At 62.0% G+C, this 24,919-nt stretch carries 23 protein-coding genes and 1 pseudogene; 14 read left to right on the top strand and 10 right to left on the bottom strand.

The genetic code is table 11. The annotated features are described in order from the left end of the window. Nucleotides 1–119: 119 nt before the first annotated feature. Nucleotides 120–1,214: an MBL fold metallo-hydrolase gene (locus ACREYQ_RS26200; RefSeq protein WP_432260896.1), complete on the bottom strand. Its 1,095-nt coding sequence runs from the start codon at nt 1,212–1,214 to the stop codon at nt 120–122. Nucleotides 1,215–1,264: 50 nt separating this feature from the next. Then, the gene (locus tag ACREYQ_RS26195; RefSeq protein ID WP_432260895.1) at nt 1,265–2,350 is read right to left on the bottom strand and encodes an aldo/keto reductase; all 1,086 of its coding nucleotides are present in this window, start codon (nt 2,348–2,350) and stop codon (nt 1,265–1,267) included. Between the two features lie 200 nt (nt 2,351–2,550). On the opposite strand from ACREYQ_RS26195, the gene ACREYQ_RS26190 reads away from it, so the two are divergent. After that, entirely contained in the window at nt 2,551–3,171 is a 621-nt protein-coding gene (locus tag ACREYQ_RS26190; RefSeq protein WP_432260894.1) for a TetR/AcrR family transcriptional regulator, read from the top strand. A gap of 452 nt (nt 3,172–3,623) precedes the next feature. Here the strand turns inward: ACREYQ_RS26190 and ACREYQ_RS26185 are convergent, their stop codons facing one another. From ACREYQ_RS26185 to ACREYQ_RS26170, 4 genes are all read right to left on the bottom strand, one after another. Beyond that, nucleotides 3,624–5,096, bottom strand: a complete 1,473-nt coding sequence (locus ACREYQ_RS26185) for a benzaldehyde dehydrogenase (RefSeq protein WP_432260893.1) — start codon at nt 5,094–5,096, stop codon at nt 3,624–3,626. A gap of 132 nt (nt 5,097–5,228) precedes the next feature. Next, complete coding sequence (locus ACREYQ_RS26180) at nt 5,229–6,818, bottom strand: GMC family oxidoreductase (RefSeq protein WP_432262659.1); 1,590 nt, start codon at nt 6,816–6,818, stop codon at nt 5,229–5,231. A 162-nt stretch (nt 6,819–6,980) separates the two neighbouring features. Then, nucleotides 6,981–7,883, bottom strand: a complete 903-nt coding sequence (locus ACREYQ_RS26175) for a LysR substrate-binding domain-containing protein (protein WP_432260892.1) — start codon at nt 7,881–7,883, stop codon at nt 6,981–6,983. Nucleotides 7,884–8,216: 333 nt separating this feature from the next. Beyond that, nucleotides 8,217–8,918 carry a TetR/AcrR family transcriptional regulator gene (locus tag ACREYQ_RS26170; protein WP_432260891.1) on the bottom strand — a complete coding sequence of 234 codons (702 nt, stop codon included), beginning with the start codon at nt 8,916–8,918 and terminating at the stop codon, nt 8,217–8,219. 226 nt (nt 8,919–9,144) lie between these two features. Between ACREYQ_RS26170 and ACREYQ_RS26165 the strand changes: the two genes are divergently transcribed. The 13 genes and pseudogenes from ACREYQ_RS26165 (at nt 9,145) to ACREYQ_RS26105 (ending at nt 21,415) form a co-directional block, all read left to right on the top strand. After that, complete coding sequence (locus tag ACREYQ_RS26165) at nt 9,145–10,416, top strand: alpha/beta hydrolase (RefSeq protein WP_432262658.1); 1,272 nt, start codon at nt 9,145–9,147, stop codon at nt 10,414–10,416. Nucleotides 10,417–10,458: 42 nt separating this feature from the next. Further along, nucleotides 10,459–11,112, top strand: a complete 654-nt coding sequence (locus ACREYQ_RS26160) for a VOC family protein (protein WP_432260890.1) — start codon at nt 10,459–10,461, stop codon at nt 11,110–11,112. Then, on the top strand, nt 11,109–11,384 hold the full coding sequence (locus ACREYQ_RS26155; protein ID WP_432260889.1) for a hypothetical protein: 276 nt from the start codon (nt 11,109–11,111) through the stop codon (nt 11,382–11,384). The genes ACREYQ_RS26160 and ACREYQ_RS26155 overlap by 4 nt, the downstream gene beginning before the upstream one ends. Before the next feature lie 14 nt (nt 11,385–11,398). Next, nucleotides 11,399–13,099 carry an AMP-binding protein gene (locus ACREYQ_RS26150; RefSeq protein WP_432260888.1) on the top strand — a complete coding sequence of 567 codons (1,701 nt, stop codon included), beginning with the start codon at nt 11,399–11,401 and terminating at the stop codon, nt 13,097–13,099. 5 nt (nt 13,100–13,104) lie between these two features. Next, on the top strand, nt 13,105–13,590 hold the full coding sequence (locus tag ACREYQ_RS26145; RefSeq protein ID WP_432260887.1) for an acyl-CoA thioesterase: 486 nt from the start codon (nt 13,105–13,107) through the stop codon (nt 13,588–13,590). A 5-nt stretch (nt 13,591–13,595) separates the two neighbouring features. Then, the gene (locus tag ACREYQ_RS26140; RefSeq protein WP_432260886.1) at nt 13,596–14,363 is read left to right on the top strand and encodes a maleate cis-trans isomerase family protein; all 768 of its coding nucleotides are present in this window, start codon (nt 13,596–13,598) and stop codon (nt 14,361–14,363) included. A 20-nt stretch (nt 14,364–14,383) separates the two neighbouring features. Further along, nucleotides 14,384–15,541 (top strand): FAD-dependent monooxygenase, encoded by a 1,158-nt coding sequence (locus tag ACREYQ_RS26135; protein ID WP_432260885.1) that lies wholly within the window; start codon nt 14,384–14,386, stop codon nt 15,539–15,541. Between the two features lie 87 nt (nt 15,542–15,628). Continuing rightward, nucleotides 15,629–17,071 (top strand): MFS transporter, encoded by a 1,443-nt coding sequence (locus ACREYQ_RS26130; RefSeq protein ID WP_432260884.1) that lies wholly within the window; start codon nt 15,629–15,631, stop codon nt 17,069–17,071. Between the two features lie 323 nt (nt 17,072–17,394). Continuing rightward, a complete protein-coding gene (locus tag ACREYQ_RS26125) occupies nt 17,395–17,775 on the top strand; it encodes a DoxX family protein (RefSeq protein ID WP_432260883.1) in 381 nt (126 codons plus the stop codon). 388 nt (nt 17,776–18,163) lie between these two features. Next, nucleotides 18,164–19,233: pseudogene (locus ACREYQ_RS26120) on the top strand (porin). A gap of 863 nt (nt 19,234–20,096) precedes the next feature. Further along, the gene (locus tag ACREYQ_RS26115) at nt 20,097–20,684 is read left to right on the top strand and encodes a hypothetical protein (RefSeq protein WP_432260882.1); all 588 of its coding nucleotides are present in this window, start codon (nt 20,097–20,099) and stop codon (nt 20,682–20,684) included. Between the two features lie 197 nt (nt 20,685–20,881). Then, on the top strand, nt 20,882–21,127 hold the full coding sequence (locus tag ACREYQ_RS26110; RefSeq protein ID WP_432260881.1) for a cupin domain-containing protein: 246 nt from the start codon (nt 20,882–20,884) through the stop codon (nt 21,125–21,127). A 6-nt stretch (nt 21,128–21,133) separates the two neighbouring features. After that, on the top strand, nt 21,134–21,415 hold the full coding sequence (locus tag ACREYQ_RS26105; protein WP_432260880.1) for a hypothetical protein: 282 nt from the start codon (nt 21,134–21,136) through the stop codon (nt 21,413–21,415). Here the strand turns inward: ACREYQ_RS26105 and ACREYQ_RS26100 are convergent. The 4 genes from ACREYQ_RS26100 to ACREYQ_RS26085 form a co-directional block, all read right to left on the bottom strand. Next, nucleotides 21,397–21,720: a putative quinol monooxygenase gene (locus ACREYQ_RS26100; protein WP_432260879.1), complete on the bottom strand. Its 324-nt coding sequence runs from the start codon at nt 21,718–21,720 to the stop codon at nt 21,397–21,399. The genes ACREYQ_RS26105 and ACREYQ_RS26100 overlap by 19 nt on opposite strands. Nucleotides 21,721–21,934: 214 nt before the next feature. Then, nucleotides 21,935–22,555: a flavodoxin family protein gene (locus tag ACREYQ_RS26095; RefSeq protein WP_432260878.1), complete on the bottom strand. Its 621-nt coding sequence runs from the start codon at nt 22,553–22,555 to the stop codon at nt 21,935–21,937. 373 nt (nt 22,556–22,928) lie between these two features. Beyond that, nucleotides 22,929–23,753, bottom strand: a complete 825-nt coding sequence (locus ACREYQ_RS26090) for an NAD(P)-dependent oxidoreductase (protein ID WP_432260877.1) — start codon at nt 23,751–23,753, stop codon at nt 22,929–22,931. Between the two features lie 46 nt (nt 23,754–23,799). Then, a complete protein-coding gene (locus tag ACREYQ_RS26085; RefSeq protein ID WP_432260876.1) occupies nt 23,800–24,864 on the bottom strand; it encodes a maleylacetate reductase in 1,065 nt (354 codons plus the stop codon). Nucleotides 24,865–24,919: the final 55 nt, after the last annotated feature.

Here is a 24,919-nt window from a genome sequence, read left to right as displayed (position 1 = left end):
TGGCGAAAGCCGGAGATGCCCATCGGGCTCCCTCCCCACGCAAGCGCGTTGAGCTAAGGTCATTCCAAAACTCCGAGTGACTCATAAAGACATGGGCACGTTGACCCACCACGGCGCCCTCACTTCAGAGGCGACGGAGGGGTGGGCGCGTCGCTAAGCCAGTCCTGGCGGTCCCACGCCGAGCTGCGCCACCAGGGTGTCACATCCTCCGCGCGCGCCGGCTCCACAGACTGCCCCAGGCAAGGCATCACCAAACGGCCGTGCGGCACATTCATCAGCAGCAGTTCTGCCGGTTCGTCCCAGGCATGTGTGGCCAGGTCAAACGTGCCCCAGTGGATGGGGAGCAGACGGCCGCTGCCGAGGGCAGCCCAGGCCTTGAGCGCGTTCTCCGGGCCAAGGTGCACCCTACCCCACGAAGGATGGAAGGCTCCGACCTCCACCATCACCAGGTCGAATGGACCCAGGCGTTGCCCGATGTCCGCGAACGCGTCCGAGAGGCCCGAATCTCCACTGAAGAAGACGCTGCAGCGGTTGCTGCGCAACGCAAATGAAGACCAGAGCGTCGAGTTCCCGTCTCCTAGTCCACGGCCGGAGAAGTGGTGTGCGGGGGCCGCCGTGATGGTCAGACCGTCAACCACCTCGGTCGCCTCCCACCAGTCGAGCTCCGTGATGCGGTCCGGCGGCACCCCCCAGGCCTCCAGATGCAGCCCGATGCCAAGCGACGTCACGAACTTCGCGCCCTGCGCCGCGAGTGCCAACACGCTCGCGCGGTCCAAGTGGTCGTAGTGGTCGTGCGAGATGAGGACGACATCCAAGGGAGGCAATGCGGCGATGTCGACCGCTACCGGCTGAAACCGCTTCGGTCCCACGAAGGTGAAAGGCGACGCCCTGTCCGCCCACACAGGGTCGGTGAGCACACGACGACCGTCCATCTCCAGCAACACCGTGGAGTGGCCCAGCCACGTAGCGCGCAGTCCAGTATCAGCTGCCCGCGCCCAAACGGGACGAGGGTCCCACATGGGAAGCGGCCGGTCCGGCCGGCGGCCCTTGCCCGGCAACAGAAACTCCGTCAGGGTTGCGACCTTGGACGGCACCGGGGCCGTCTCGATAGCGGTCGACGCATAGGTGTTCACAAAGGCGCCATCGCGATACTGCAACGACGTCTCCATGCGCTCGAGCCTTAGCCCTTTAGCGGGTCGGGAAGGAATGGTCATGGACAGTCTCACTGAACGTTGAAGGCGCCGAAGGCCCTTGCTAGCGCTAATTAGTACCGGGCTGCGTCGTTTGCCGGCGCGCCCCACCAGGCCGGTTGGGACTGGCCGTTCACGGTCGTGCTGTGGTGAACAACCATGTCGGCGAGGCCAGCGAGTCGGGAAATGAAGGTCATCGGCGGCGTCGACAGACCGTCAAGCCTGGCAATATCCTCCGCCGCCAGTTTGACGTCCAGCGCCTTCACGTTGGCGTCCAGATGCGCCACCGTGCGTGCGCCCAGCAGTGTCGAGCTCACGCCGGAGCGCGAGCGAACCCAGGCCAGCGCGACTGCCGCGATGTTGGTCTCATGGCGCTTGGCGATGTCGGCGAGCGCGTCGATGATGGAAAACTCGCGCTCGCCAAACGGCAGGCCGAACGTCGTCGCACGCGAGCCGTCGACGGTCCCGGCGTTCGCGCGGGTGTATTTGCCCGAGAGCATGCCGTTAGCCAGCGGCGACCAGACGACCACGCCGATGCCCAACTCCTCCGCCATCGGGACAAGTTCCGCTTCGACGGAGCGTTCCAGCAGCGAGTACTCGAGCTGCAGACCGGCGAGGGTCGTCCAGCCGCGCATCGAGGCGATGGCCTGCGCCTGCGCGACTTTCCAGCCCGGCGTGTCAGAGAAGCCGATGTAGCGAACCTTGCCCGAGGCAACCAGGTTCTCCAGCGTGCGCAGCGTCTCCTCGATGGGGGTGAAGCGGTCTGGCACGTGCATCCAGTACAGGTCGATGTAGTCCGTTTGCAGCCGGCGCAGCGACTGTTCGCACGCCCGCACGATGGCCTTCGTACTGGCGCCGCCGCCATTGGGGTCGCCGGGGTACAGATTCATGCCGAACTTGGTGGCCAGCACGACGCGGTCGCGCAGCGCACTGTCCTTGCCGATGTACTCGCCGATGATGTGCTCGGCATGTCCGCAGGTGTAGCCGTTCGCGGTGTCGATGAAGTTGCCGCCGAGCTCAATGTAGCGGGCCATGATGGCCTTGGAGGTTTCGGCATCGGCACCCCAGCCCCAGTCCTCACCGAAGGTCATTGTGCCGAGTGCGAAGGGGCTGACGCGAAGACCGGAGCGGCCCAGGGAGACGTAAGAGGAGAGCGACATGGTCGTCCTTTCAAGGAATCAGTTGAACGGCTTGCGGACGACTTGCGACATGCATCGCCTTCCGCATCTTGCAATCGAGGCGCCTGAGTCACCCTCCGGATGGCAACCCTGACATTCTGACGTCGGATGTCAGTATGACATTTTTCGACAGGATGTCAATGACGATTTGACATCTTCCATTCCAATGTCAGAATGGGGTCATGCACACTGACAAACAACTCCAAGTCATCCAGGCCGCTTACGGCGTGTTCTTCCGGTATGGCTTTGCCCGCACGACGATGGGGGACCTCGCGAAGGCTGCTGGGATGTCGCGCCCGGCGTTGTACCTCGTCTACTGCGGAAAGGAAGAGGTTTTCCAAGCGGTCGTGGAATGGATGAGCGACAACCTGCTCGAGACCATCCAGTCGACGCTGAAGGAGGACTGGCCCTTGGAGCGCAAGCTCATGCATGTTTTGGAGTTGTGCATTGCCGAGCCCTACGAACAGGTCAAGGCCAACCCTGATGCGCAGGACTTGCTTGCCTTGGACAGCCACATGCCGGCTTTGGAGCAGGCGTACGGCAATCTGCAGACGTACTTGGCCGACCAGCTCAAAGACGCGGTCGAAGAATCAGGGCTGCAGGTCGCGGCCACCGATGTCGCTCGTACGCTGATGTCTGCGATGCGAGGGTTCAAGCTTGTCGCGATGGATGGCAAGGACCTGAGGCGACTGATTGCTACGCAGGTGACTCTCACTACCGCAGGGCTAGGTCAGCACGCCTCAACCGTGGGGGCGTCGAAGACTCGCCCGTCGACGGAAAGACGGCAACGCAAGACTGCTTGACATATTGACCCTTCCGGGACGAGCGGCGCTCGCACGCCACACCGTCCCAGCCAGCAGCAGTAGTTCTGTTCGGAGAGGCTGGCCTCATTGCAGGCGAGCAAGGTGCTCCTGCGGCGGCTGCCCATCGGCACTTCGATTACAGCGAGGCCGGATGGTTGAATCCACACAGCGAAACAGACCGCCCACCTTCAAAAAATTACGGACTCTGACGAGCCGTCTACAGTTGGCGCGGTGCGTGCCAGCTATGCCTTCTCGAAGCGGACATCTGTGTACGCCACGGCCGGGTATATCAACAACGACGGCCGGTTGGCGCTGTCGGTCAGTAGTGCTGCGACTGGCTCAACGCCTGGTGTGCGGCAGGCATCCGTGCGTTCGCAATCGGGTTATGCAGACGCTATTGCGCATTAGTGCCATGTGCTCCCGGTTGATCGACCGACGGTGCGGTCGCATCGTCAAAACGGATACTGGGGCAACTGCGCGTGCAAGGTAACCCATTGCCACTCAGTGAATTGATCCGCATTGCTTGACGCGCCGTGGCCGAAGCCGTTCCCGGATATACCAAGTCCGCCGATGGGACCATAGATCCCGTGCACCACGGTTTGGTCATTGATATGGACGACGCCCGAGTGCAGTTCATCTGCAACATGTTGTGCGCGGGCCAGGTCGGCAGATACCACAGCCGCCGACAGCCCGTACTCGGTGGCGTTGGCGAGTGCGATGGCCTCCTCATCTGTTCGAAAGGTCGTGATGGCGGCTACCGGTCCGAAGATTTCCTCGTCAAAGGCGGCCATGCCTGGCGTAACCTCGGTGATGACGGTCGGCGCAAAAAAGAGACCCTTCCGCGAGCCGCCGGCGCGCAATTTGGCTCCTTTGGCAACCGACTCTGCAACAATTCGCGCAGCGTTATCTGCTTGACGTTCGTTGATGATCGGCCCAACCTGGACGCCTTCGTCCATCGGATTGCCGACAACGAGTGCATTGGCCTTCCTCACTAGCGCGTCAACATAAGCCTCCGCGATGCGCTCGTGGACCAAATGACGGCCCGTAGTGAGGCAGATCTGCCCCTGGTGGAAGAAGGAGCCCCATGCACCGGCGCTCGCGGCTGCTTCGACATCTGCATCGTCGAGCACAATGAAGGGATTGTTGCCACCCAGTTCCAGCGAGACGCGCTTGAGCTGCCCGCTGGCGATTGCGCCTACTTCGCGGCCGACGCGGCTGGACCCGGTGAAGCTGACCATGTTGAGGAGAGGTTCTTTGACAAGAGCCGCACCGGTTTCGGCAGCACCCGGCAGGACGTGCAGCAGCCCTCTCGGTAGACCTGCCTCTTCCATGACCCGGGCAAAGGCCACGCCACCTACAATCGGCGACTGCACGTCAGGTTTCAATAGTACTGCATTGCCCAGTGCCAAAGCCGGAGCGATGGCCCGCACGCCCAGGATGAACGGTGAGTTCCATGGGGTGATGACGCCAATGACGCCAAGCGGGACGCGCCGAGCGATGCTCTGGCAACCTGATTCCAGCGTCTGGGTCAGCAGCCCCTGAGGTTGACTGCTCAGGGACGCGGCTTCAAGCAGTTCACGCGCGGTTATTCTCACCTCCCATTGAGCCTTGGTGCGGATTGAGCCGGTCTCGCGTACCAATTGCTCGGCCAATTCGTCGGCATGCTCCAGCACGATACGTGCGGCTTCCCGCAGGATATCGCCTCGCCGCGGGCCTGGCAGTTTCGCCCACGCTTTTTGCGCCTTGCGCGCTAGTGTGGCTGCAGCAGCGACATCCTGCGCGGACGCGATTCCGATCGTACCGAGTCTGGTGCCGGTCGCCTTTTCTAAGACTTCTTCAGTGCCTAGGCCAGGGCGCTTCCATCCATCGCTGTAGATCTCTCCGCTCCATGCTTCTACGGCCCCTAACAGGATCATTCTGGTCATTTGTGATTCTCCGAGATTGCATCCTTCAATCGAGATCGAAGGCGTTAGTCAAATAGCTGGGTCTGACGGCATTGAACGGCAAGCGAGCGCTCATGCAGCGAGATCTACCCTGGCTGTCGTAGTCGCGCGCGTTCAAGCCAGAATCTTTGCGGCGATTCGTTCGGCCATCATGATTGTGGTGACGTTTGTCGGAACAGAAGGGATCTCCGGCATGATGGAAGCGTCGATTACACGCAGCGCTTCTATTCCACGGACTTTGCCCCATGGGTCAACTACGGCGCTTGGGTCGGATTGCCCCCCCATTGGAACCGTCGAAGTCGGATGCAAGTAGGCAGCGACATTTGCCACGATGTTTGCGCGCAGCGCCGCGTCGTCCACGGCATTTCCAGGTGCAATTTCGTGATCGATAACCGTCGAGAATGGCTTGCTGCGGCCGATCTCTCTCGATAACTTGACCGCCTCCACCAAGCGGTTAAGGTCGCTCGGATCATCGAAGAAATTGTAGTGAATGACTGGTGCGACGCGGGGATCTCGACTTGCGAGGCGAAGTTGCCCGAGCGACTTGGGCAGTGTGACAGCGCAGGCAAGGACGATTGCGCCGCCAGTCGGGCTCGCATTTGGATCGATAAGGTGCGTGGCGGAAATCTGCAGGTCGAGATCGTCGGGTCCTGAGCCCTGCGCTCCTGTCCAGACAATTGCACCGGAGGCCGGTGTCATGGCATTGACTTCGCGCTTCAAGGCGTAAACGTTGTAGAAGAACGGATGATCCTGCAGCCGGTTGCCGACGGGAAGGTCGGCAACTGTAGAGATGCCAAGACTCGCCAAGTGCTGAGAGGGGCCAATGCCTGAGCGCATCAGAATCGCGGGACTTCCGAACGTGCCCGAAGAGAGAATGACCTCGCCTGCGGGAATGAACTCGCCACCGACCAGGTTCACACCGACAGCGCGGTTGCGTTTGATTACGACGCTGTCGACTTCGGCTTCGCCACGAATGACGAGATTCGGACGGGCGCGCACGGCGGCAGTCAGGTAGGCCATCCCCGTATTGATCCGCACACCGTCGACGACATTCAGGGCATAGAAGCCCACCCCACGCGGGTCGGCGCCATTGAGGTCACGGACGTGCTTCAGGCCAAGCGTTTGCGAACCATCGACGAACGCACGCATCCCTGGGGTGTTGTCCTCGGCGGTGCGCTGCCGAATGGGGAATGGGCCGGTCCTCCCATGCCAGGCTTCGTCGCCGGACGGAGTGTTCTCCATCGCTTTGTAGGCGGGGAGCACATCATCCCACGACCAGCCATCAATGCCACGCTGCGTCCAGCGAGCAAAGTCTGCGGGGCGAGCACGCATTGCCACGCCAGCATTTACCGCCGAACTCCCGCCGACCACCCGACCGCGCGGGACTGGAATGTCGTGGCCAAGGCGCGCGGCGTCACTGGTGTGGTAATTCCAATCGTAAGCGGGTGAGCCTGCAACGATGTTGGCGTTCTTCAGAACTGATGGATAGCTGTCAGGAGCGAAATTCGGTCCTGCTTCCAATAGCAGCACGCGTCGCTGCCTGTCAGCGCTCAAGCGGGTGGCCAACACAGCGCCGGCTGAGCCGCCACCGACAATTACTACGTCAAATTTCACATCGTTGCGCTGACCCGCAGTGGCGTTGAGCCCTGTAATGGCACTCAACGTCGCTGCGGCACCTGCAACGAGTACATCACGTCTGGACATCTTCACGATCTATCTCCCGAGCTTGTTCTCCGGGCCACATTGGCGGCCGGAGGAGTTCGCCGGAAATGCACTTACCGGCAGTGCTTACAGGATGGATCTGGATCGGAAAGACAACAAGATGGATTATTTGGAGGTTACGTCCAATAGGATGGACGATGCGAGTTAGGACACTACTTCAGGAATTCGCTTGACGAGAAAATCGAGAAAAGCGCGCACGGATGGCAGCATGCCGTGGCGGAATGGGATCACCGCTGTTATGTTGGCCACGCCGGCGTGGTAGTCCGGAAGGACGCGCTGGAGAGTGCCTGTCCTAACATCCTCACGGCAAACGTAATTAGGCAGTGCAACAATGCCAAGGCCGTCCTGCGCAGCCTGTTTGAGCGTCACGATATCGTTGCCTGCCAGTCGCGGCGTAAGCGGAAGGACTAACTCTCCTTGGGTCGGATGCGTTAGTTTCCACGCGAGCGGACTCCCGTGCTTGAGCATGAGGAGGGTGTCGTGCCCTGCGAGATCGTCAATTGTACGCGGTACACCACGCTGTCGGAGGTAATCGGGCGCTGCAAATAAGAACCACGGGGCTGGTGCTAACGTTCGCTGAACTAGCGTGGAGTCCGAAAGTGGGCCAGTGTGTGCTCGTAGCGCAAGATCGTAGCTGCCGCCAACAATATCGACTTGGTCGTCGCTTACGTGCTGTATGACATTGACCTTCGGATATAGTCTGATGAAGTCCGGCAGGATCGCCCGCATCGCGAACAGCGATGTCGCTACGGCAGTAGTGAAGCGTATAGTTCCGCTCGGTTCGACGAGCCGCTCTCGGACCGCCGTCTCGGCAAGCTCGGCGCGCTCTAGAGTTGCGACCGCATGCCGATAGAAGAGCTCTCCCACATCGGTCATGCTCAGGCTTCTTGAGGTGCGGTTCAGCAGCCGGACCCCAAGGGATGCCTCGAGCTCCTGGAGCCGGTGGCTCACTGTGGATTTTGGCACGCCGAGGATGCGACTCGCGGCCGTGACACCCCCGCACTCGACGATGCGGACAAAATAGCGAAAGTCGTTGAGATCGAGCATTGGGGCAGGTAGGGGTCCATAGCGAATGTCATTCTATCTGCCCTTGGCGTTGGTGATGCGGCGTTGCGTCAGGCGCTGATTGGCCTCTTGTCGACGGCCGGCTTGCGCGATTGCTGCGCTGGCGCTCGCGAACTCCTGGCCGGGATGGAACCTGCTCACCACGATTCCAATGCTGATATTGCGATGGCCTCGGTGGAACCGAATTGGGGAACCGATCCATACCATGAGAGCGAAGTCGTGCGCCCCCGCGCTTGCGGGCCATGAACGCGCCTGTCCAGTCCGTAGGGACTTCATCCGCTAGCGTTGCGCGCAACACGATTCACAGGCATTGGCCTACGGTTGACCATCCCCTGGCGATCCGAGACTACGCTCAAGCAGCGTCAGGTCATCACGCAGCAATTGCAGGATTGCGGCAGGCCCCGGCTTGTCCAGTTTCCGGCTGGGGGGCGATTCAACCGAACGCAGCGCCATGTCGGCAATCAGCGCGGACACATCCTCGAGTGCTATGCGGCCGTCAGGATGGAACCACCACGCCGTCCAGTTGCACATCCCGATGATGGAAAAGGCCGCGATCTTGGCGTCGATCACGCGAAACGTCCCCTGATCCATGCCGAACTCGATGGCTTCCCGGAACTGGTCGAGCACCGCGCGCCTTGACTGCTCCGCCAGCTTGCGTTGCTTGAGCGGCAGATTGCCCTCGTTGCGCTCAACCACCCGGAATTGCTGCGGATGCGACAGGATCAACGTCGCGTGCCGCTGCACCAGATGGCGAAGGGTGCCAGCGGGCGTGCGCATGTCCTGCGGCACTTCCTCAGTGGCCAGTTGCGCGGCCATGCGCGTGACGGCAGCAGTCAGCTCTTCGAGGATCGCCTCCTTCGTCTTGAAGTAGTAGTACAGGGCGGGACGGCTCAAACCGACCGCGTCGGCAATGTCATTGAAGCCGGTGCCGTCGAAGCCGCGTTCAATGAACAGGCGGGTCGCGACTTCCAGGATCGAGTCGCGCAGCGCGTCGCTCTTGGTCTGTGTCTTTGCCATGGGCAGCCATTTCGGGTTTTCGACGCAGGCGTCGACAAGTTCACCACGATAAACAAAACGGCAGGAACACGCTAGCAAGCGATCTCGCCACGGGTGGACGATGGACCCCAATTTTCAACCAATACGTGAACCAATCGCCGCTTTCTTGCGGTTTTCAACGCTCTTGCGAAAAAATTTACGTATGCGTCGAAAAATGGACTATGCTGTAAAAAACAGGAGCAAGACGATGAATGCATCCACGGCACCCCATGCCCCTTCAGGATCCACCGCAGGGTTCCTGAATACCGACTGGAATCCGCGTGACGTTCCGCCCGGCACGGTCACGCGCAACGTTGTGCTGCGTACGGAGGATGGTGCCGCCACCGGCGGTGCGCTGTACACGGCCGGGCAGCCCGACACGGTGGTCTGCATCATGCATCCGCGTGAATTCATGGCCTGCCACTACCTGATTCCCGACATCGTGGAGGCGGGCTATGCGGCGTGGTCGCAATCGCCGCGCTCGGTGGGCAACGATCAGCGCCTGGAGCACGAGTTCGCGCTCTATGACGTGGCAGCCGGCGTGCGCTTTCTGCGCGAAGCGGGTTTTCGCCGCATCGTGCTGCTGGGCAATTCGGGGGGCAGCGGGCTGTACGCGCTCTATGTGCAGCAGTCCAACGCTGCGCCCGACGCGCGGATCGCCAAGACGCCGGCGGGTCGCTTGACGAACCTCGCGGCCGCGCTGTTGCCGCCTGTCGATGGCGTCGTGTTCGTGGCGCCGCACCCGGGGCAGGGCGTGTTGCTGCAGGGCTGCATCGACCCGGCTGTGACCGATGAGCGCGACCCGCTGTCGGTTGACGCCGCGCTCGACGCGTTCTCGTCCGCCAACGGTTTTGCGCCGGCGCCGCAGTCGGCCTCCTTCAGCGCAGACTTTGCAGCCCGTTATCGCGCCGCACAGACCGCACGGGTGCAGCGTATCGACGATCTGGCCCGGGCCATGATTGCGGAGCGCATGGAGGCGCGCGCAGAAGTGCGGCGCAACGGCGCAACGGCCAGCGACGCAGTCCGCCGCCGCGCGGCACATACGCAGCTGTTCAGCGTCTGGCGCACCGATGCAGACCTGCGTTGCTTCGATCTGCAGCTGGACCCATCCGACCGTCGTTACGGATCGCTGTGGGGCCCGGATCCGTTTGCCTCGAACTACGGCTCGGTCGGCTTCGCGCGCATCTGTTCGCCGGAGAGCTGGCTGTCCACCTGGTCTGGCCTGTCGTCCAACGCGGCACTCGCCAGGACTGCGCCGGCCATCCAGCAGCCCACCTTGCTCATCGAATACACGGGCGACCAGGCCTGCTTCCCGAGCGTCATCGCAGACATCTACGCCAGCATCGGCAGCACCGAAAAACAGCACCGTCGCGTGCGCGGCGACCACCACGGCCGGGCGCTCGCCAAAGACGAAGAGGCAGGCCGCTACTTGGCCGGGCGGCTGCTGAAAGACTGGCTGCGCGAAACCTTTCCGCACTGACCGATCCCAGGGCACCCCGACACCCCATCCGGAGACACAACCATGCAAGCGAGCATTTCCCCGCCCGACGCCGCGCAGCTACGCCTGCACGGCGTCGACCATACCGCCCGGCCAACCTGGCGGCTGAAAGACACCGTGACGTTCTATCGCGACATCCTCGGCCTGCCGCTGATCCATACGATTTCGGCGCGCGGCTGGGGCCCTGAGACCCATCCTGACTTCCTGCACTTCTTCTTTGACAGCGGTAACGGAAGCACCATCGCCTTCTTCTACTACCTGGGCAGCACCGAGCCCGAGTTGCTTGCGGGGCGCGACGCCAGACCGCCGTTCCCTGATGACCACGTGTTCGACGCGACACACACGGCCTGGCTGGTCGACACGCAGGATGAGCTGCTGGCATGGAAGGCACGGCTGGAAGCGCGCGGGGTGGTGGTATCGGCCGAAACCGCGCACGAGGTGATCGAGTCGATCTACTTCCGGGATCCGAACGGCTACTTCATCGAGATAACCCGCAAGCTGCGCACGCTGGAGCCGCTGGATGCCCGCGACGCTGACGCAACGCTTGCCGCGGCAATCGAACTGGAGGACGAAGCGAGTGCCGCGCAGTCGCGCGTGACATCGATCGACGCCATCTGGGCGCGCAAGGCCGAGATCCTGTGCCACCGTCTGGGTCTGGAACAGGAGTGTCACGCATGAGCACGCCATCCCTGCGCATTTTTGTGTTGAACGTGCCCGAGTTTGCGCCGCTCGCGGCCGCCGCGCGCAGTCTGCCGGCATGCCAGGTCGTGGACCACGGCGACTACACCGTCATCACCTCCAGCGAGCCCGTGGTGTTCGAGCGCCGGGCGCTGGAGCTCAAGCCCGCCGTCTGGTATGGCCTCTTTACCGGCGGCCTGGACGGCAAGATCGACACCTTCGGCCGCGATACCGTGCGCGTTGTGCCGCGCAGGCACGGCGAGCAGCCTTGAGACCGGAGCCGACCATGCCAGGCATTCACTTTCCCATTGAAGGTGTGGCGTACTGCCCGCCGTCGGACGCCGCGCGATATTTTGCGACCGGCGCGTGGATCAACGACACCCTAGGCGGCGCACTGCGCAAGACCGCGCGCCGCATACCCGACAAGCTGGCGTTCATCAGCGACGAGCGTTCGATCACCTTCGCCGAGCTGGACGCGCTCAGCGAGCGCCTCGGTGCCGCGCTGCATCTGCTTGGGCTTATGCCCGGCGACCGCGCGATCTTCCAGATGGGCACGACCATCGAAACGGCGATTGCCCTGATGGGTTGCTACAAGGCCGGGATCGTGCCGGTGTGCGCCGTGCCGCAATACCGTGAAGTCGAGATCGGCCAGCTCTCCACGCTGTCCGAGCCCCGCGCCTATTTTGTGCAGGCAGACTTCAGCGCCTTTGATCTCGTGGGCTTCGCGCATGAAATGGCGGTGCGCCATGGCTGCCTGCAGCATCTGATCGTGGCGCGCGGCGGTAGCCGGAGTCACGAAGGGCCGCTGGCCGGGCACGGTCTGCAGGCATTGATCGAATCGGTGTCGCTGGAGAAAGCGGTTGAGGTGCTGGCGGCGGTGCGGATTGGCAGCGAGGATGTGCTGAGCTTTCAGCTTTCGGGCGGAACAACCGGCGTGCCGAAGATCATCCCGCGCTTTCATGCCGAGTACATCGGGCACGCCCTGGCCTCGATGCGCCAGCTTGGCCAGACCGAGCAGAGCCGCCTGATCTGGTCTCTGCCGCTGCTGCATAACGCCGGTCAACTCTACGTGCTGACACCCACGGTGGCGGCGGGCATGACCTCGGTGCTGATGCCGCGCGTGGATATCCGGCGCATGCTCGAGTTGATCGAGACCCACCGGGTCACACATGGCATGTCGATAGGCCCTGTGGCGCCGCAGATGATCGCCTACCAGGACATCGCGCAGCACGATCTTTCATCGCTGGAGCTGTTCGGTACCTTGACGCGCGCCGACGCGCTCGAAGCGCACATCGGCGTGCCGTGCTTCAACATGTACGGCACGACAGAAGGGTTGCTCATGGGCGCCGGCGCAAAGCTGCCCGCGGCGATCCGGCATCGCACACAGGGCTTCTCCGGCTGCCTGCAGGACGAAATCCGGGTGCTGGAGCCGGGCACGGATGAACCTGCCTCACCCGGCACGCCGGGCGAACTGTGCTTTCGTGGTCCGTCGAGCCTGCGCGGCTACTACAAGGCGCCGGAGGCCACTGCACAGACACTGAACCTGGACGGCTTCGTGCGCTCGAGCGATCTCGTGACCGAACACATCATCGACGGCATGCGGTGCTTCGCGTTCGAAGGCCGCCTGCGCGACAACGTCAATCGCGGCGGCGAAAAGATCGGCTCCGAAGAGGTCGAGACGTATGTCAGCCGTCATCCAGCGGTGGCGGACGCCAAGCTGGTGGCCATGCCCGATCCGTTCTACGGCGAGAAGGGCTGTATCTACCTGATCCTGCGCGCGGGCCAGGCTGCGCCGAGCGTGCCGGCACTGGTGGAGTTTCTGGTCGACCAGGGCCTGGCGAAGTTCAAGTGCCCGGAGCGCATCGAGGTGGTCGAGGAATTTCCCATCACCCGGGTGGGCAAGGTGGACAAGGTTGCGCTGCGCGCGATGGTGGCGCGCCAGATCGAACTCGAGGCGGCGGCGGGGCCGGACGCGCAAGGGAGGTAATCAGCATGACCTGCACTGAATCGGTCCTTTCCGAAACACCTTTCGCGGTGCGCCGGCGCGTCAAGTGGGGCGAGTGCGATCCCGCGGGCGTCGTCTATACCCCGAACTTTTCCGAATATGTGATCTCTGCCGCCGAGCTGTTCTACGGACACCTGTTTGACGGGCGTCCGCAGCAGATCAAGGACGAGTTCGGGTTCGGCACCCCGACGCGCGCGCTGGAGTTGGATTTCCGCCGCTCGCTGTGGCCGGATGACTCGTTCGACATCGCCGTCACGGTCGAGGCCATCAACACGCGCACCTACACGCTGGTGATGACGGCCCGCATGAGCGAAGGCGGCGAGACCGCGTTCGTCGCCAGGCTGACGCCGATCTGCGTACGTCGTGGCACGCGCGACGCCATCACGCTTCCCGCCTCGCTGCGCAATGCGCTGGAGCAGTACCAGCGCGAATGCGAGGCAAGCCAGCGCTCCACAGTCATCTTCCAAGGTTAGCCATCATGAATAGCCGCACTTACCGCATCGGGCAGATCGTGCCCAGCTCCAACACCACCATGGAAACCGAGATTCCCGCCATGCTGCGCGCGCGGGAAGCGGTGCTTCCAGAGCGCTTCACCTTCCATTCGAGCCGCATGCGCATGCACCGTGTGGTGCGCGAAGAGCTTGAGGCGATGAACCAGCAGGGACTGCGCTGCGCCGCCGAGCTGGCCGACGCGCGCGTCGACGTGATGAGCACCGCCTGCCTGGTCGCCATCATGGCAATGGGCCCGGGGTACCACCGCCAGGTCGAACAGGACTTGCTGCGTGTGGCACGCGAAAACCACTGCGACGCTCCGGTCATGACCTCAGCCGGCGCGCTCGTGGCCGGCCTGAAGGCCATGGGTGCCAAGCGCGTTGCGTTAATGGCGCCGTACATGAAGCCGCTCACCGATGCCGTCGTCCAGTACATCGAGCACGAGGGCATTGAAGTGCTCGACGCGCTGTCGTTCGAGATTCCGGACAACCTGGAGGTCGGGCGCCGAGACCCGCTGCAGCTGCTGCAGGACGTGAAGCGGCTCAACACCGCCAACGCTGATGCGGTGGTGCTGTCGGCCTGCGTGCAGATGCCTTCCTTGCCGGCGATCCAGGCGGCGCAGGACGCAATCGGCCTTCCGGTGACGTCGACAGCGGTCTGCACGGTCCGGCAGATGCTGGAGCATCTTGGGCTGGCGCCCGTAGTGCCGAATGCCGGCGCGCTGCTCGCGGCAGCAAGTGCGCTTCACGCCTGATGCTTTAGAAGAGGTTCATCATGAATGTCGCTGTCATCGGAGGCGGCCCGGCGGGGCTGTATTTCTCCCTGTTGCTCAAGCAACGCCATCCGGAAGACCACATCGTCGTCCATGAACGCAACGAGAAGGGCGCCACCTATGGGTGGGGCGTGGTCTTTTCCGATGTTGCACTGTCGTTCCTGAAAGACGCGGATCCGGTGTTCTTCAGCAAGTTCACCGCACATCATCAGCGCTGCGACCACATGGAGGTGGTCCATCGCGGCGTGGCGGTTCCGCTGCGCAACAACCACTTTTCGCGTACCTCCCGCATCGACCTGCTGCGCGTGCTGCAGGAAGCTTGCGCCGAGGCGGGCGTCGAGATCCACTACGGCAGCCGCGTGAGCGATCCGGCCGAGCTGCCGGAAGCCGACCTCATCGTGGCCGCTGACGGCGTCAACAGCGAGGTGCGGACCCGGCTCGCCGAGCACTTCCAGCCCAGCTTCGATGTTCGCCGCAACAAGTTCGCGTGGTACGGCACCCACCAGTTGTTCCATCCCGTATCGCTCATCTTCCGTGAGACGCCTCACGGTGTGTTCATCGCGCATGCGTACCAGTACAGCGATTCGCTTTCCACCTTCCTGGTGGAAGTCGATCCGGAAACGTGGCAGCGCGCCGGCCTGGATACGGCATCCGAAGAGGAGAGCCGTGCCTTCTGCGAGCAAGTCTTCGCCAATGACCTCGGCGGCAATGCGCTGCTGGGCAACCGCTCGAACTGGTTTCAGGCCAGCGTGGTGCGCAACGAGCACTGGTCGCACGGCAAGGTCGTGCTGCTGGGCGATGCCTTGCGCAGTGTCCATTTTTCGCTCGGTTCGGGCACCCGCATGGCTATGCAGGATGCCATTGCACTGTGCGATGCCGTCTGTGCCCATCGGGACGATGTGCCTGCGGCGTTCCAGGCGTTCGAGCACTGCCGCCGTGATGCGTCGGCGCGGTTCCAGGAGGCAGCGCGTCGCAGCCTCGACTGGTATGAGTCCGTTGCCGACAAGATGCATCTCGACCCTGTGGCCTTCGCGTATGACTACATGCTGCGCACCGGTCGGGTCACGCATGAGGACCTGCGCGAGCGCGACCCCGAGTTCATCGACCGTGTGGAGGCCCGCGGCAAGGCCTCGTCGATCGACAGGCCCATGACGGCTTAGCAGAAACCCACCCCCGGCGAAGCCTTCGCCACCCGCACAAGGCGCAGCATAGCGGCTGTGCTCTGACCACTCTAAGCAGGAGACAACATGACTGCCCCATCCGCTCCCGAAGGCGCGGTTTCCACCGCGCACGCGTCTGCCACGGTCAATGTGCGTCAATTCATTGACGGCGCACGCCTGTCCGCCTTCCAGTTACGAACCATCGCGCTGTGCTTTGCGATCGTCGCGCTTGATGGATTTGATATCGCTATCGTGGGGTTCCTTGCTCCACACATCCGCACCGAATGGTCGCTGTCGATGGTCTCGCTCGGGCCGCTGTTCTCGGCGGGGTTGCTTGGCCTGATGATCGGTGCGTTTCTTTGCGGGCCGATGGCTGACCGCATGGGGCGCCGCCGCGTGCTGATCCTGTCGGTCGCGTGGTTTGGCGCGGCGTGCGTTGCCTCTGCAGTGGCACCCAGCATTGGTGCGTTGATTGCCTTTCGTTTCCTGACCGGGTTGGGTCTCGGTGGCGCCATGCCCAACGCGATCACGCTGACGGCCGAGTTCAGCCCGTCCCGACGGCGCGGCACGCTGCTGACGCTGATGTTCTGCGGCTTCTCGCTGGGGTCTGCCCTCGGTGGAGTGGTAACTGCCTATCTCATCGAACACGTCGGCTGGCGTGGTGTCCTTGTGATGGGCGGCGCGCTGCCGATCGTTCTCGTGCCGATGCTGGCATTGCTGTTGCCCGAGTCCGTTCGCTACCTCGCCACCCGGCAGGGCACGCAGGCACGGATTGTCGCGATCCTGGCGCGCATTGATCGGCGCAGCGTTCAACCCGGCCAGCACTATGTCGCCGACGAGCCGGAAGGGCCCAGCTCCCCGGTCGGCCAGCTCTTTGCCACGCGCTACCGCAAGGGGACGCTCTGGCTCTGGCTGGCGTTCTTCTGCAGCCTGCTGTTGCTGTACCTGATGATCAACTGGCTGCCGATTCTCGTGCAGCGCAGCGGTCTCTCGCTGAAGCAGGCGTCGATGCTGGCGGGGCTGCTCCAGGGCGGCGGTGTCGTAGGCGCCATCGTGCTCGGCATGCTGCTGGACAGGTTCAATGCGTATGCGGTGGTCGCAGGGGCCTACACGCTGGGCGCTGCCTCTGTGGCTTGTCTGGCCGCGGTCAGTTCGCCGGCAGCTATGGCTGCCGCCATCTTTGTCACGGGCTTCTGCGTGAGTGGGTCGCAAGTGTGCGCGAACGTGCTGGCGTCGGCGTTCTACCCGACCTCGAGCCGCGCGACCGGCGTAGCGTGGGCCCTGGGGATCGGTCGTGTTGGTGCCATTGCGGGCTCGGTTAGCGGCGCGTTCCTGTTGGCTGCGGGCTGGAGCAATGCCGCGCTCTACCTGATCCTGATCGTTCCAGCGCTGGCGGCGGCGCTCGGCATTTATTGCGCGGGCCGCTTCCATGCCGCACGCAAGGCCGCCGGCGACAGCGATGCGGTCGCGCAAGCATCCAGCACCGATGCAGAGCGCGATCTGGCTGAAATGGACTCCTCGCGCCCCTAGCGAGCGGCACAAAGCGCCGTGCCTCGTGACTTTCTGCCGTCCCGTCATTGTCTCTGAAATTGCCGAGCCTCCCTCGCTCAGAGGGAGGGCGCTGCGCGCTCACTCGGAACGCGCAGAACACGTTTTCCGACCATCGGCGTGCGATAGATCCGCTGACATTCAGGGCGATTCATCGGATCTTCAGTGTTGAGTGGAATGGAGGAAAATCGTGATATTAATTTTGAATAATAAATTTAGTAGTAATTCTAATTAATTTCTCTAAATATGTGAGGTGTAAATTGAATTTAAAAATTTCGTTTGTGGCAACCATTGGGCGGATCCTGATGAGCTCGATTTTTCTAATGAGTGGGTTTGGTAAGCTCGTCAATCCCGAAGGTACGAAGGCCTACATCGCGTCAGCGGGACTCCCTTGGCCCGACCTTGCATACGTCGTAGCCATTGTCATTGAACTTGGGCTTGGTGCAGCACTCGTTCTGGGCTACCGGACACGCATTGTCGCGTTCGTCATGGCGGTCTTTACCCTGGCCGCCGCCTTGGGTTTCCACAGTAACTTTGCAGATCCAAAGCAACTGATCAACTTCATGAAGAACATCGCGATTATCGGCGGCTTTCTTCAGATCATCGCCATCGGTGCCGGCTCAGTAAGTCTGGACGCTCTTATTGCATCGCGCAAGGCGTCGTGCAAGCGAGAGGCACTTCAATAGCAATTCAAATTATCTAGGTGCGTTCGAAAGGGAATCTGGATTTTGATCAAATCCGGAAGATTCAATATTCCGGCTCGTTTTTGGAGGAAAACGTAGCTGAATTCAGAGTGTATTTAGAAAATAAAATATGGGTTAGCTAAATAAACTTGGATACTGCCAATGAAAGAGGTCTGTTTTGAGGCGAAGAAACGATCGGTCTGGACAGCTGACATCATGGATCTGCGTCCGGTTTTGCTCGGCACCGACGCGGGTTGCATGTGGGTTCGACGGACTCGGAGTCCCCACGCCTATCTGTCTAGACAAACCTGGGGCGGGTGAGTAGTCGAGAAACCTTTACTGACTCGGACGGGAGATATTCGTCTACACAAAAATAAGAAGGAGGAGACACATGAAACTGAAATACATTGCGGCGGCATCGGTGCTTGCATGCGCAGGAAGCGTGTATGCGCAGAGCAGTGTGACGCTTTACGGTGTGATGGACCTCAACGTGGAGTACACCAATCACGTTGGAGCACTCCCTTCGGCTGCAAATGGCTTTAACCCGGGGGCTAGCAACCGCATCGTCCGCATGGGTTCGGGTGGTATGGCTGGCTCGCGTTGGGGCATGCGTGGTACGGAAGAATTGGGTGACGGGCTCAAGGCAATCTTCGTACTCGAAAGCGGTTTTGCAGCAGATACGGGGGTGAGCCAGCAAGGTGGCCGTCTCTTCGGCCGTCAGGCCTTCGTCGGTCTCCAGAGCGACCATTATGGGCAACTGACCTTTGGTCGCCATTACACGTCCATCTTGGACGCACTGGCCAACTTCAGCCCGGTTTCCTATGCAACCCTCTACGCACCGACGGTGTGGGGACGACCGTGCCTCAAGCGTCTGCAAGTTCACCCACGTACGGCGGCAACGGTGAGGTCCCGGGGCACGCTCGACGCGATAGCGCGTATGGTGTCGCAGCGATGTATGCTCCAGGCCCATTTGCCGCGTCGCTTGGCTACGACCAATGGAACCCGTCGATCGGCACTTCCAGTGGCACTGCCAAGAAGTTGGGCGTCGCTGCAAGCTATACCTTTGGCCAAGCGAAGGTCATGGGCGGCTACCGTTGGGCGCAGAGCAAGAATCCCTCCGACGTTGTGATGGTGCGCGATGACCTCTACTGGGCTGGCGCCAGCTATCAGGTAAACCCTGCTTTGAGTCTGTCGCTCGAATATTCCTATGACAAATTGAACAACCTGTTCGGCAACACGAGTGCCTCGAATCCGTGGCAGATCGCGTTCCTCTCGACGTATGCGTTCTCCAAGCGCACGGACGTCTATCTGACCGCCGCGTATGCTAAGAACGCCGGTATGACATTGGATTCGCTGGCGACCGGCTACCTTAACAGTCTGGCCCTCGGCACTAGCTACGCGCTGCCAAATGGCGCGAACTCGATGTTGGGCGTGGCTGTGGGTCTACGTCACAAGTTCTGACGTGGTGGGGGCTGCCTGACCGACGCATCTGCGACGTCGGGCAGACTGAGCGACAAAAATTTCGATCGTCCTCGAATGCACTTTGGGCAGCATTAGAATGGTCAATCCCTTGCCCCAAGCAAGAAGCCCGCTGTGCGGGCTTCTTCATACTGCTTTGTTCCTGGCCGTTGTTGTGGTCATGTCGGCCGGCAGATTCTGTAGTTCGCTACGACCGGAAACGCATGCGATCGCTCGAGGGACCACACCATGCCTCATCCGATACCTCGCCGCCGTCTCGGCCGACGCCGACACTCGACCTAATACGCTTCGTCTGCAGACGGTATCCCAGATCCAGCGCCGATTACTATCGATCTGAATGCCGCTACACCGGACGCGGTTATGCTTGCTGAGCCGCGAAGGTAACTCGCTGAATTCGAATCAGGTGACCACGCGATCTGAAGATCGACATGCAGCATGTTGTCCACAAAAGGAAGAACCCGGGCTTATCTCCTGCCTGAAAGGAAGTCGCAGCTCTCAATGAAGGGTTCAACCATATATGCTGCTATTGCGAGTCCAGGCTCGGCGGCGCTGCTATGGGCGAGATTGAGCGATTCCGTCCTAGTGAGGGCTATCCACACCTCGCATATGAGTGGCGGAACTTGTATTTAGCCTGTCCTAACTGCAATCGTCGTAAGGCTAACCGCTTCCCCGTTGAAAGCGAAGTAGCACGAACGGGTGCACGCGCGAGTTGGTGCGCCGGCATCTCGGTGATTTCCTTGGTGCCATGGGGTTGCAGGTCTAGTCGAGTGCCGTGCGGCTGCAGTGGCGCCATCTCCTAAAGGCATATAGCATCGTTGCGATACGTCCTCATTACACTTGGTCCCATGGAAGACAATCGAATCGTCCGCGCAATTGTCGAGCTCTGGAAGCTGGCTTTCCCCGGGCCGCGAGACCTCTGTGCCACTCCTCAGTTCCTCGAGCTAAAGGCGGCTTGCCAGGAACTGTACCCCGGCGTGTGGAGCAAGTCGACCGTTGATTTCGCCCTGCAAAAGGCGCTACGTGCCCTCGGACTTTCCTGCGCAACTACATACGACGGTGGCATCATCTGCCTGGATGCCCGCGAGGCCGCCCGCGCTTTCGAAGCGGCGGTCACCAGCAAATTTGCCGAACGTATCATTCTTTGTCCGCTTGACCTCGCAGATTGCTTGCCAGATCTCGACTTTGGTCCGTGTTCAGTTCGTTGTTTCTCCGAGAAAGAACTGGGAGCACTCTTCCATGCAGACTTGCTGCGCAGGATGTTCCCAGGGCGTACTCTCGACCTCAAGGGCTTGGCGCGGTTCACCTGGCTCTGCATACGGGAAGTGGTCGAGCTAGGCGAACCCGGGCAAAGAGCCGCGCCGTTCATGTATGACTTCATTGCGAATGAGTGGGGCGCGATTGAGCCGCATGCCAGTACTCGTGAGCTGCCTTAGGGTACTTCATCCCGTTTTCGATGTATGACTGTGCGAGGACCATATGGAATCCAAGCCGCAACCAGGTCAGCAATGCTTTGTCATCAGCCACCTGAGGGAGGGCGACTTTAAGACGGGGGGCTGCGTGGCTATTCCACCTATCGCGATCTCGGTTGGCTGAGGCCACCGGCGGCCTAGCAAAAGCCCACGTGATCCGCATGATTACCCCTTTCCGTCCCGAACTGAGCGTGCGACACCACCACAATGTGCAATTCCAGATGGTCTACTGCCTGAAGGGCTTGTTCGAGACCGAATTTGAAGGTGCAGGGCGTCACCGCCTTGTAGCAGGCTCGAGCTGGGTGCAGCCGCCCGGCATACGGCACACGGTCGTGGGGTGGTCGGACGACTGTAAGTTGCTGGAGATTCTAGTGCCGGCAGAGCATGAGACGGTCAACGATGAATAGCGCTCCATGAAGGATGGACGGGCGGAAGGCTTCAACCCGCAGCATTTAAATGCACGCATCTGGGTTGTGTTCAGAGATGTGGTCGAACGCGCGAAATCCGAAGTACCGGGCCACGGCGCCTCTGACTTCAGCGTGACGATCGATGCCACAAGCGTCAGGGGTGAAAGAAATGGACTCCCCTTCTTCCTTGGCCTACAGGATCAACATCATGAAGGCAAGCGATGCCGCGATGCACGCGGCGGAATAATTAATCTCCTCGTCAGGCGACTTCAGTTTGCGGATTTCTGATAGGCGCGAACTGGCGTGAGGAACTCAATCGTGCGCGGCGCCTTCAACATATTGGCCAGGGCCGCTTCGTACTCGCTCCGGTAGGATGCTATCAGGTGATGATCCCTGAAATGCTGCTCGCTGCAGGCCCAGTTTTCATACAGGACGAGGGTGTCGGGATCTTCGATCGAGCGGTGGAGATACGTGTTGATAAAATCAGGTTCCTTCGACATCTGGTCGAGCACATAAAGCAGCTTGGATTCGAGTTCCGCGCGATGCTCGGGCTTGCCCGGCAGGTGGACGATAAAGGCGGTGGCTTCATTCACGGTACGGCTCCAGGGAAGAAGGACCTCCGCCCTTATGCGGGGTCCGGCTAAGGCATTTCAGGACGTGCGATCGTGATGTGTGTCGGCGGGCGACGGCGACTGGACAGACCAGAACTCACCCGCCAAGACGCCGGCGGCAAGCGAGAGGAAGTAGGGTTTCATATCGCAGGTGCTGGTACGTGCCGCCTCGGGTTCCAGGACGACCCGGCGCGCCTTAGGCTGCTTCTTTCAGCTGCGCAAGCGCGCGCCGGCCAGCCACCAATTGCTGCGCCACTTCCGCTACGCGCGCCCCCAGGTGTTCGGCGGTGCGCAGGTCGGCCGGCGGCGGCGCCACTTCGGCGCTGACATCGGCATCGGACTGCGCGGCCGCCCCCAGGAAGAAGCCATGGCGATTGAGGGTGTCTTCGGTCGACTTCGAGTTGTTGTGGCCCGGGGGCAGGCCCAGGTTAACCCAGTGCATGCCGTGTTGCGCCGCGAAGACCGCAATCTGCTGCAGCGTGGCCAGCTTGTCGCCCGAGCGCGAGGCCGCGTTGGTGAACCCGGCGGCGACCTTGTTGGCCCACTTGCCGCCCTTGGCGAAGACGTTGCGCGAGGTGGCGTCCATGAAGCCCTTGAACTGCGCCGAGGCGCTTCCCATGTAGGTCGGCGCGCCGAAGATGATGGCGTCCACCGCCTCCAGCGTGTCCCAGTGCTGGTCGATGTCTTCGACCGGAATCAGCAGGCTTTCCGAGCCTGCGAGGCTGCCGGCGCCGCGCGCCACGGCCTGGGCCTGCCTGGCGGTGTGGCCGTAGCCGCTGTGGTAGACGATGGCGACGCGGGTGAACTTGGAAGTCATGATGCTTACCTCAATAAATGTGCAAGATATTTGAACCCGGCCCGCATGAAGATAGCTGGGCTTGGAACTAGTTTAGGCGCCTAACGACAGAGATTTCACTGAAGATATCAACCAGATATTGAATAAATTTGAATATTAGCCTGAGTCCATATCCAGCTTGCAGTTCCGCTCGGTGCGCAGCGCTCGCCTTAGCGGCTCCAGGCGAAGCCGTGAAGATCGAGCCAGAGGCATGTGGGAGCAGCCTCGCTGTGCGGGGGATGGAATCCCTCGGCATGCCTGTGATCAGGTATGGCCACATTGCCATCATCGATCTGGAAAAGCTGCTAATTCTCCACGCAGGCGAGCTGAGAACAGGCCCCACCTGTGATGCGGCCTACGACAGACCTGCCGCGCGCTCGGCGATCTTCAGCACGGCGGCGTAGTCTTCGCTGGCGAAGCCTGCGTGGGCCGCGTCTTCCTGCTGCGAGAGCACCTGCTGCGTCAACGGTAGCGGCACCCTCAAGGCCTGTGCCGCGCCCACGATCAAGCCCAGATCCTTGCGCATCTGCGTCACCGTGAACGTCGGAGAGAAGTCGCGCTCGGCCAGCTGCACCGACTTGGCCTTGACAATGGGTGACGCGACAGCGCTTTCCGTGATCACCTGCCACATGTCGCGCCAATCCAAACCTCCTTTTCGGCCCAAGGCCAGGCCTTCCCCAAGCATCGCCGTGGTATGCGCGATCATCAGGTTGACCACCAGCTTCATCAGCCGCGCCTGTTCGCCGTCACCGAGGTAAAAGCGGCGCGAGCCCCAGCAAGCCAGCAGCGGCTCGAGCCGGTCGTACAGCGCCCGCGGGCCCGATGCCATCACGGTAAGAAGCGCCTTTTCCGCCATCGGCGCGTTGCCCGATACCGTGGCGCGCAGATGCTCGACGCCAATCCTTGCGACGCGCTCGGCCGCGGCGCGCGAGGCCTGTGGGGAAACCGTGCTGGTGTCCACCCACGCCAGCTTCGGGTGCCCCGCTTGGACGACCACGTCAGCCACCGCCAGCAAGGCGGCGTCGTCTGGCAGCGAAGAGACGAGCACGTCGGAGCCGGCGAGTGCCGCACCCAGATCGTTGGCGAGCACCAAGCCGGCTTCTTGTGCCCTTTGGCGCGCAGCCTCCCATGCGTCGACGGCGCACACATCGTGCCCCGCGCGCCCAAGGTGCAGCGCCATCGGCAATCCCATCTTGCCAACACCGGCAAACACTAGCTTCATGGCATCAGTCCTGTTCGGCGGGCGCACCGTCGAAGGCGCGCTCAAGCAACGCCTGGACGTCGGCATATGCGAAGGGTCGCGGGTTCCAGTACGGGTTCTCGCAAGCCAGCTTGGCGGCTTGGGTCAGGTCTTCGCGCTTCATGCCGATACTCGCCAGCGTCAGCGGTGCGCCACATTGCCGCGCAAGCTCCTGCAGCCCGTTGCCTGCCGAAGGCGCCCCGATTGCTCGCGCGATGCGTGCCGCAACTGTGGGCACCGCCGGGGCGTTATAGCCGATGACGTGAGGCAGCACCACAGTGTGCAGCTCGGCGTGCGGCAGATTGAAGCTACCGCCCAAGGTATGGCATAGCTTGTGGTGCAGCGCCATGCCCACACTACCCAGCACGCTGCCACTGAGCCAGGCGCCATAGAGCGCGTCGCTGCGGGCGCCGCGATCCGTGCCATCCCGGGCCAGGACGGGTAGAGCAGCAGCCAGCGCGCGCAGGCCTTCTTCGGCCATCAGCGCGGCGATCGGGTTGACGTCTTGCGCATAAAGGCCCTCGGCGGCATGCGCCATGGCGTTAATGCCGCTGGTAATGCTCAGGGCGCTTGGCAACGTCATCGTCAGGTCGGGGTCGTAGATCACGGTGCGCGGAAGCACACGCAGCTCGCGTCCGGTCTTTTTCACGCCGGCCACGGTGATGCCGTAGATGGGCGTGACTTCGCTGCCGGCGTAGGTCGTGGGCACGGCGAGGATGGGCACGCCGGAGTCGAGTGCAATGGCCTTGCCGAGGCCGATGGTGGAGCCACCGCCCACGGCCACACACACATCGGCGCCCCGCTCGCGCGCCACCTCGCGCGCCTGGACGGCCGATTCCATCGGCACATGCATCATTGCACCGGCGTACACGCCAGCACCAACCTCGCCCAAGGAGTCTGCCAGTTGGCTGGCCAAGGCCGCTTGTTGCGGCGTGCACAGCACCAGGGCGCGCGTGGCACCCAGGGCCAGTACCTCCGTCTTGAGCTGCTGCACGCTGCCAGCACCGAAGATGACGCGGCTCGGGAGGGGAACATACGAAAACGGGTTCACGGAATATCTCCTTCGATGTGACTGCGCGCGGCCCCGGCATCGCGCCTCGGCCACA

The sequence above is a fragment of the Cupriavidus sp. TMH.W2 genome, from assembly GCF_050847365.1.
Classification (GTDB): domain Bacteria; phylum Pseudomonadota; class Gammaproteobacteria; order Burkholderiales; family Burkholderiaceae; genus Cupriavidus.
Note: the sequence above shows the minus strand (reverse complement) of the source record. Positions and strands in the feature narration are given on the sequence as shown.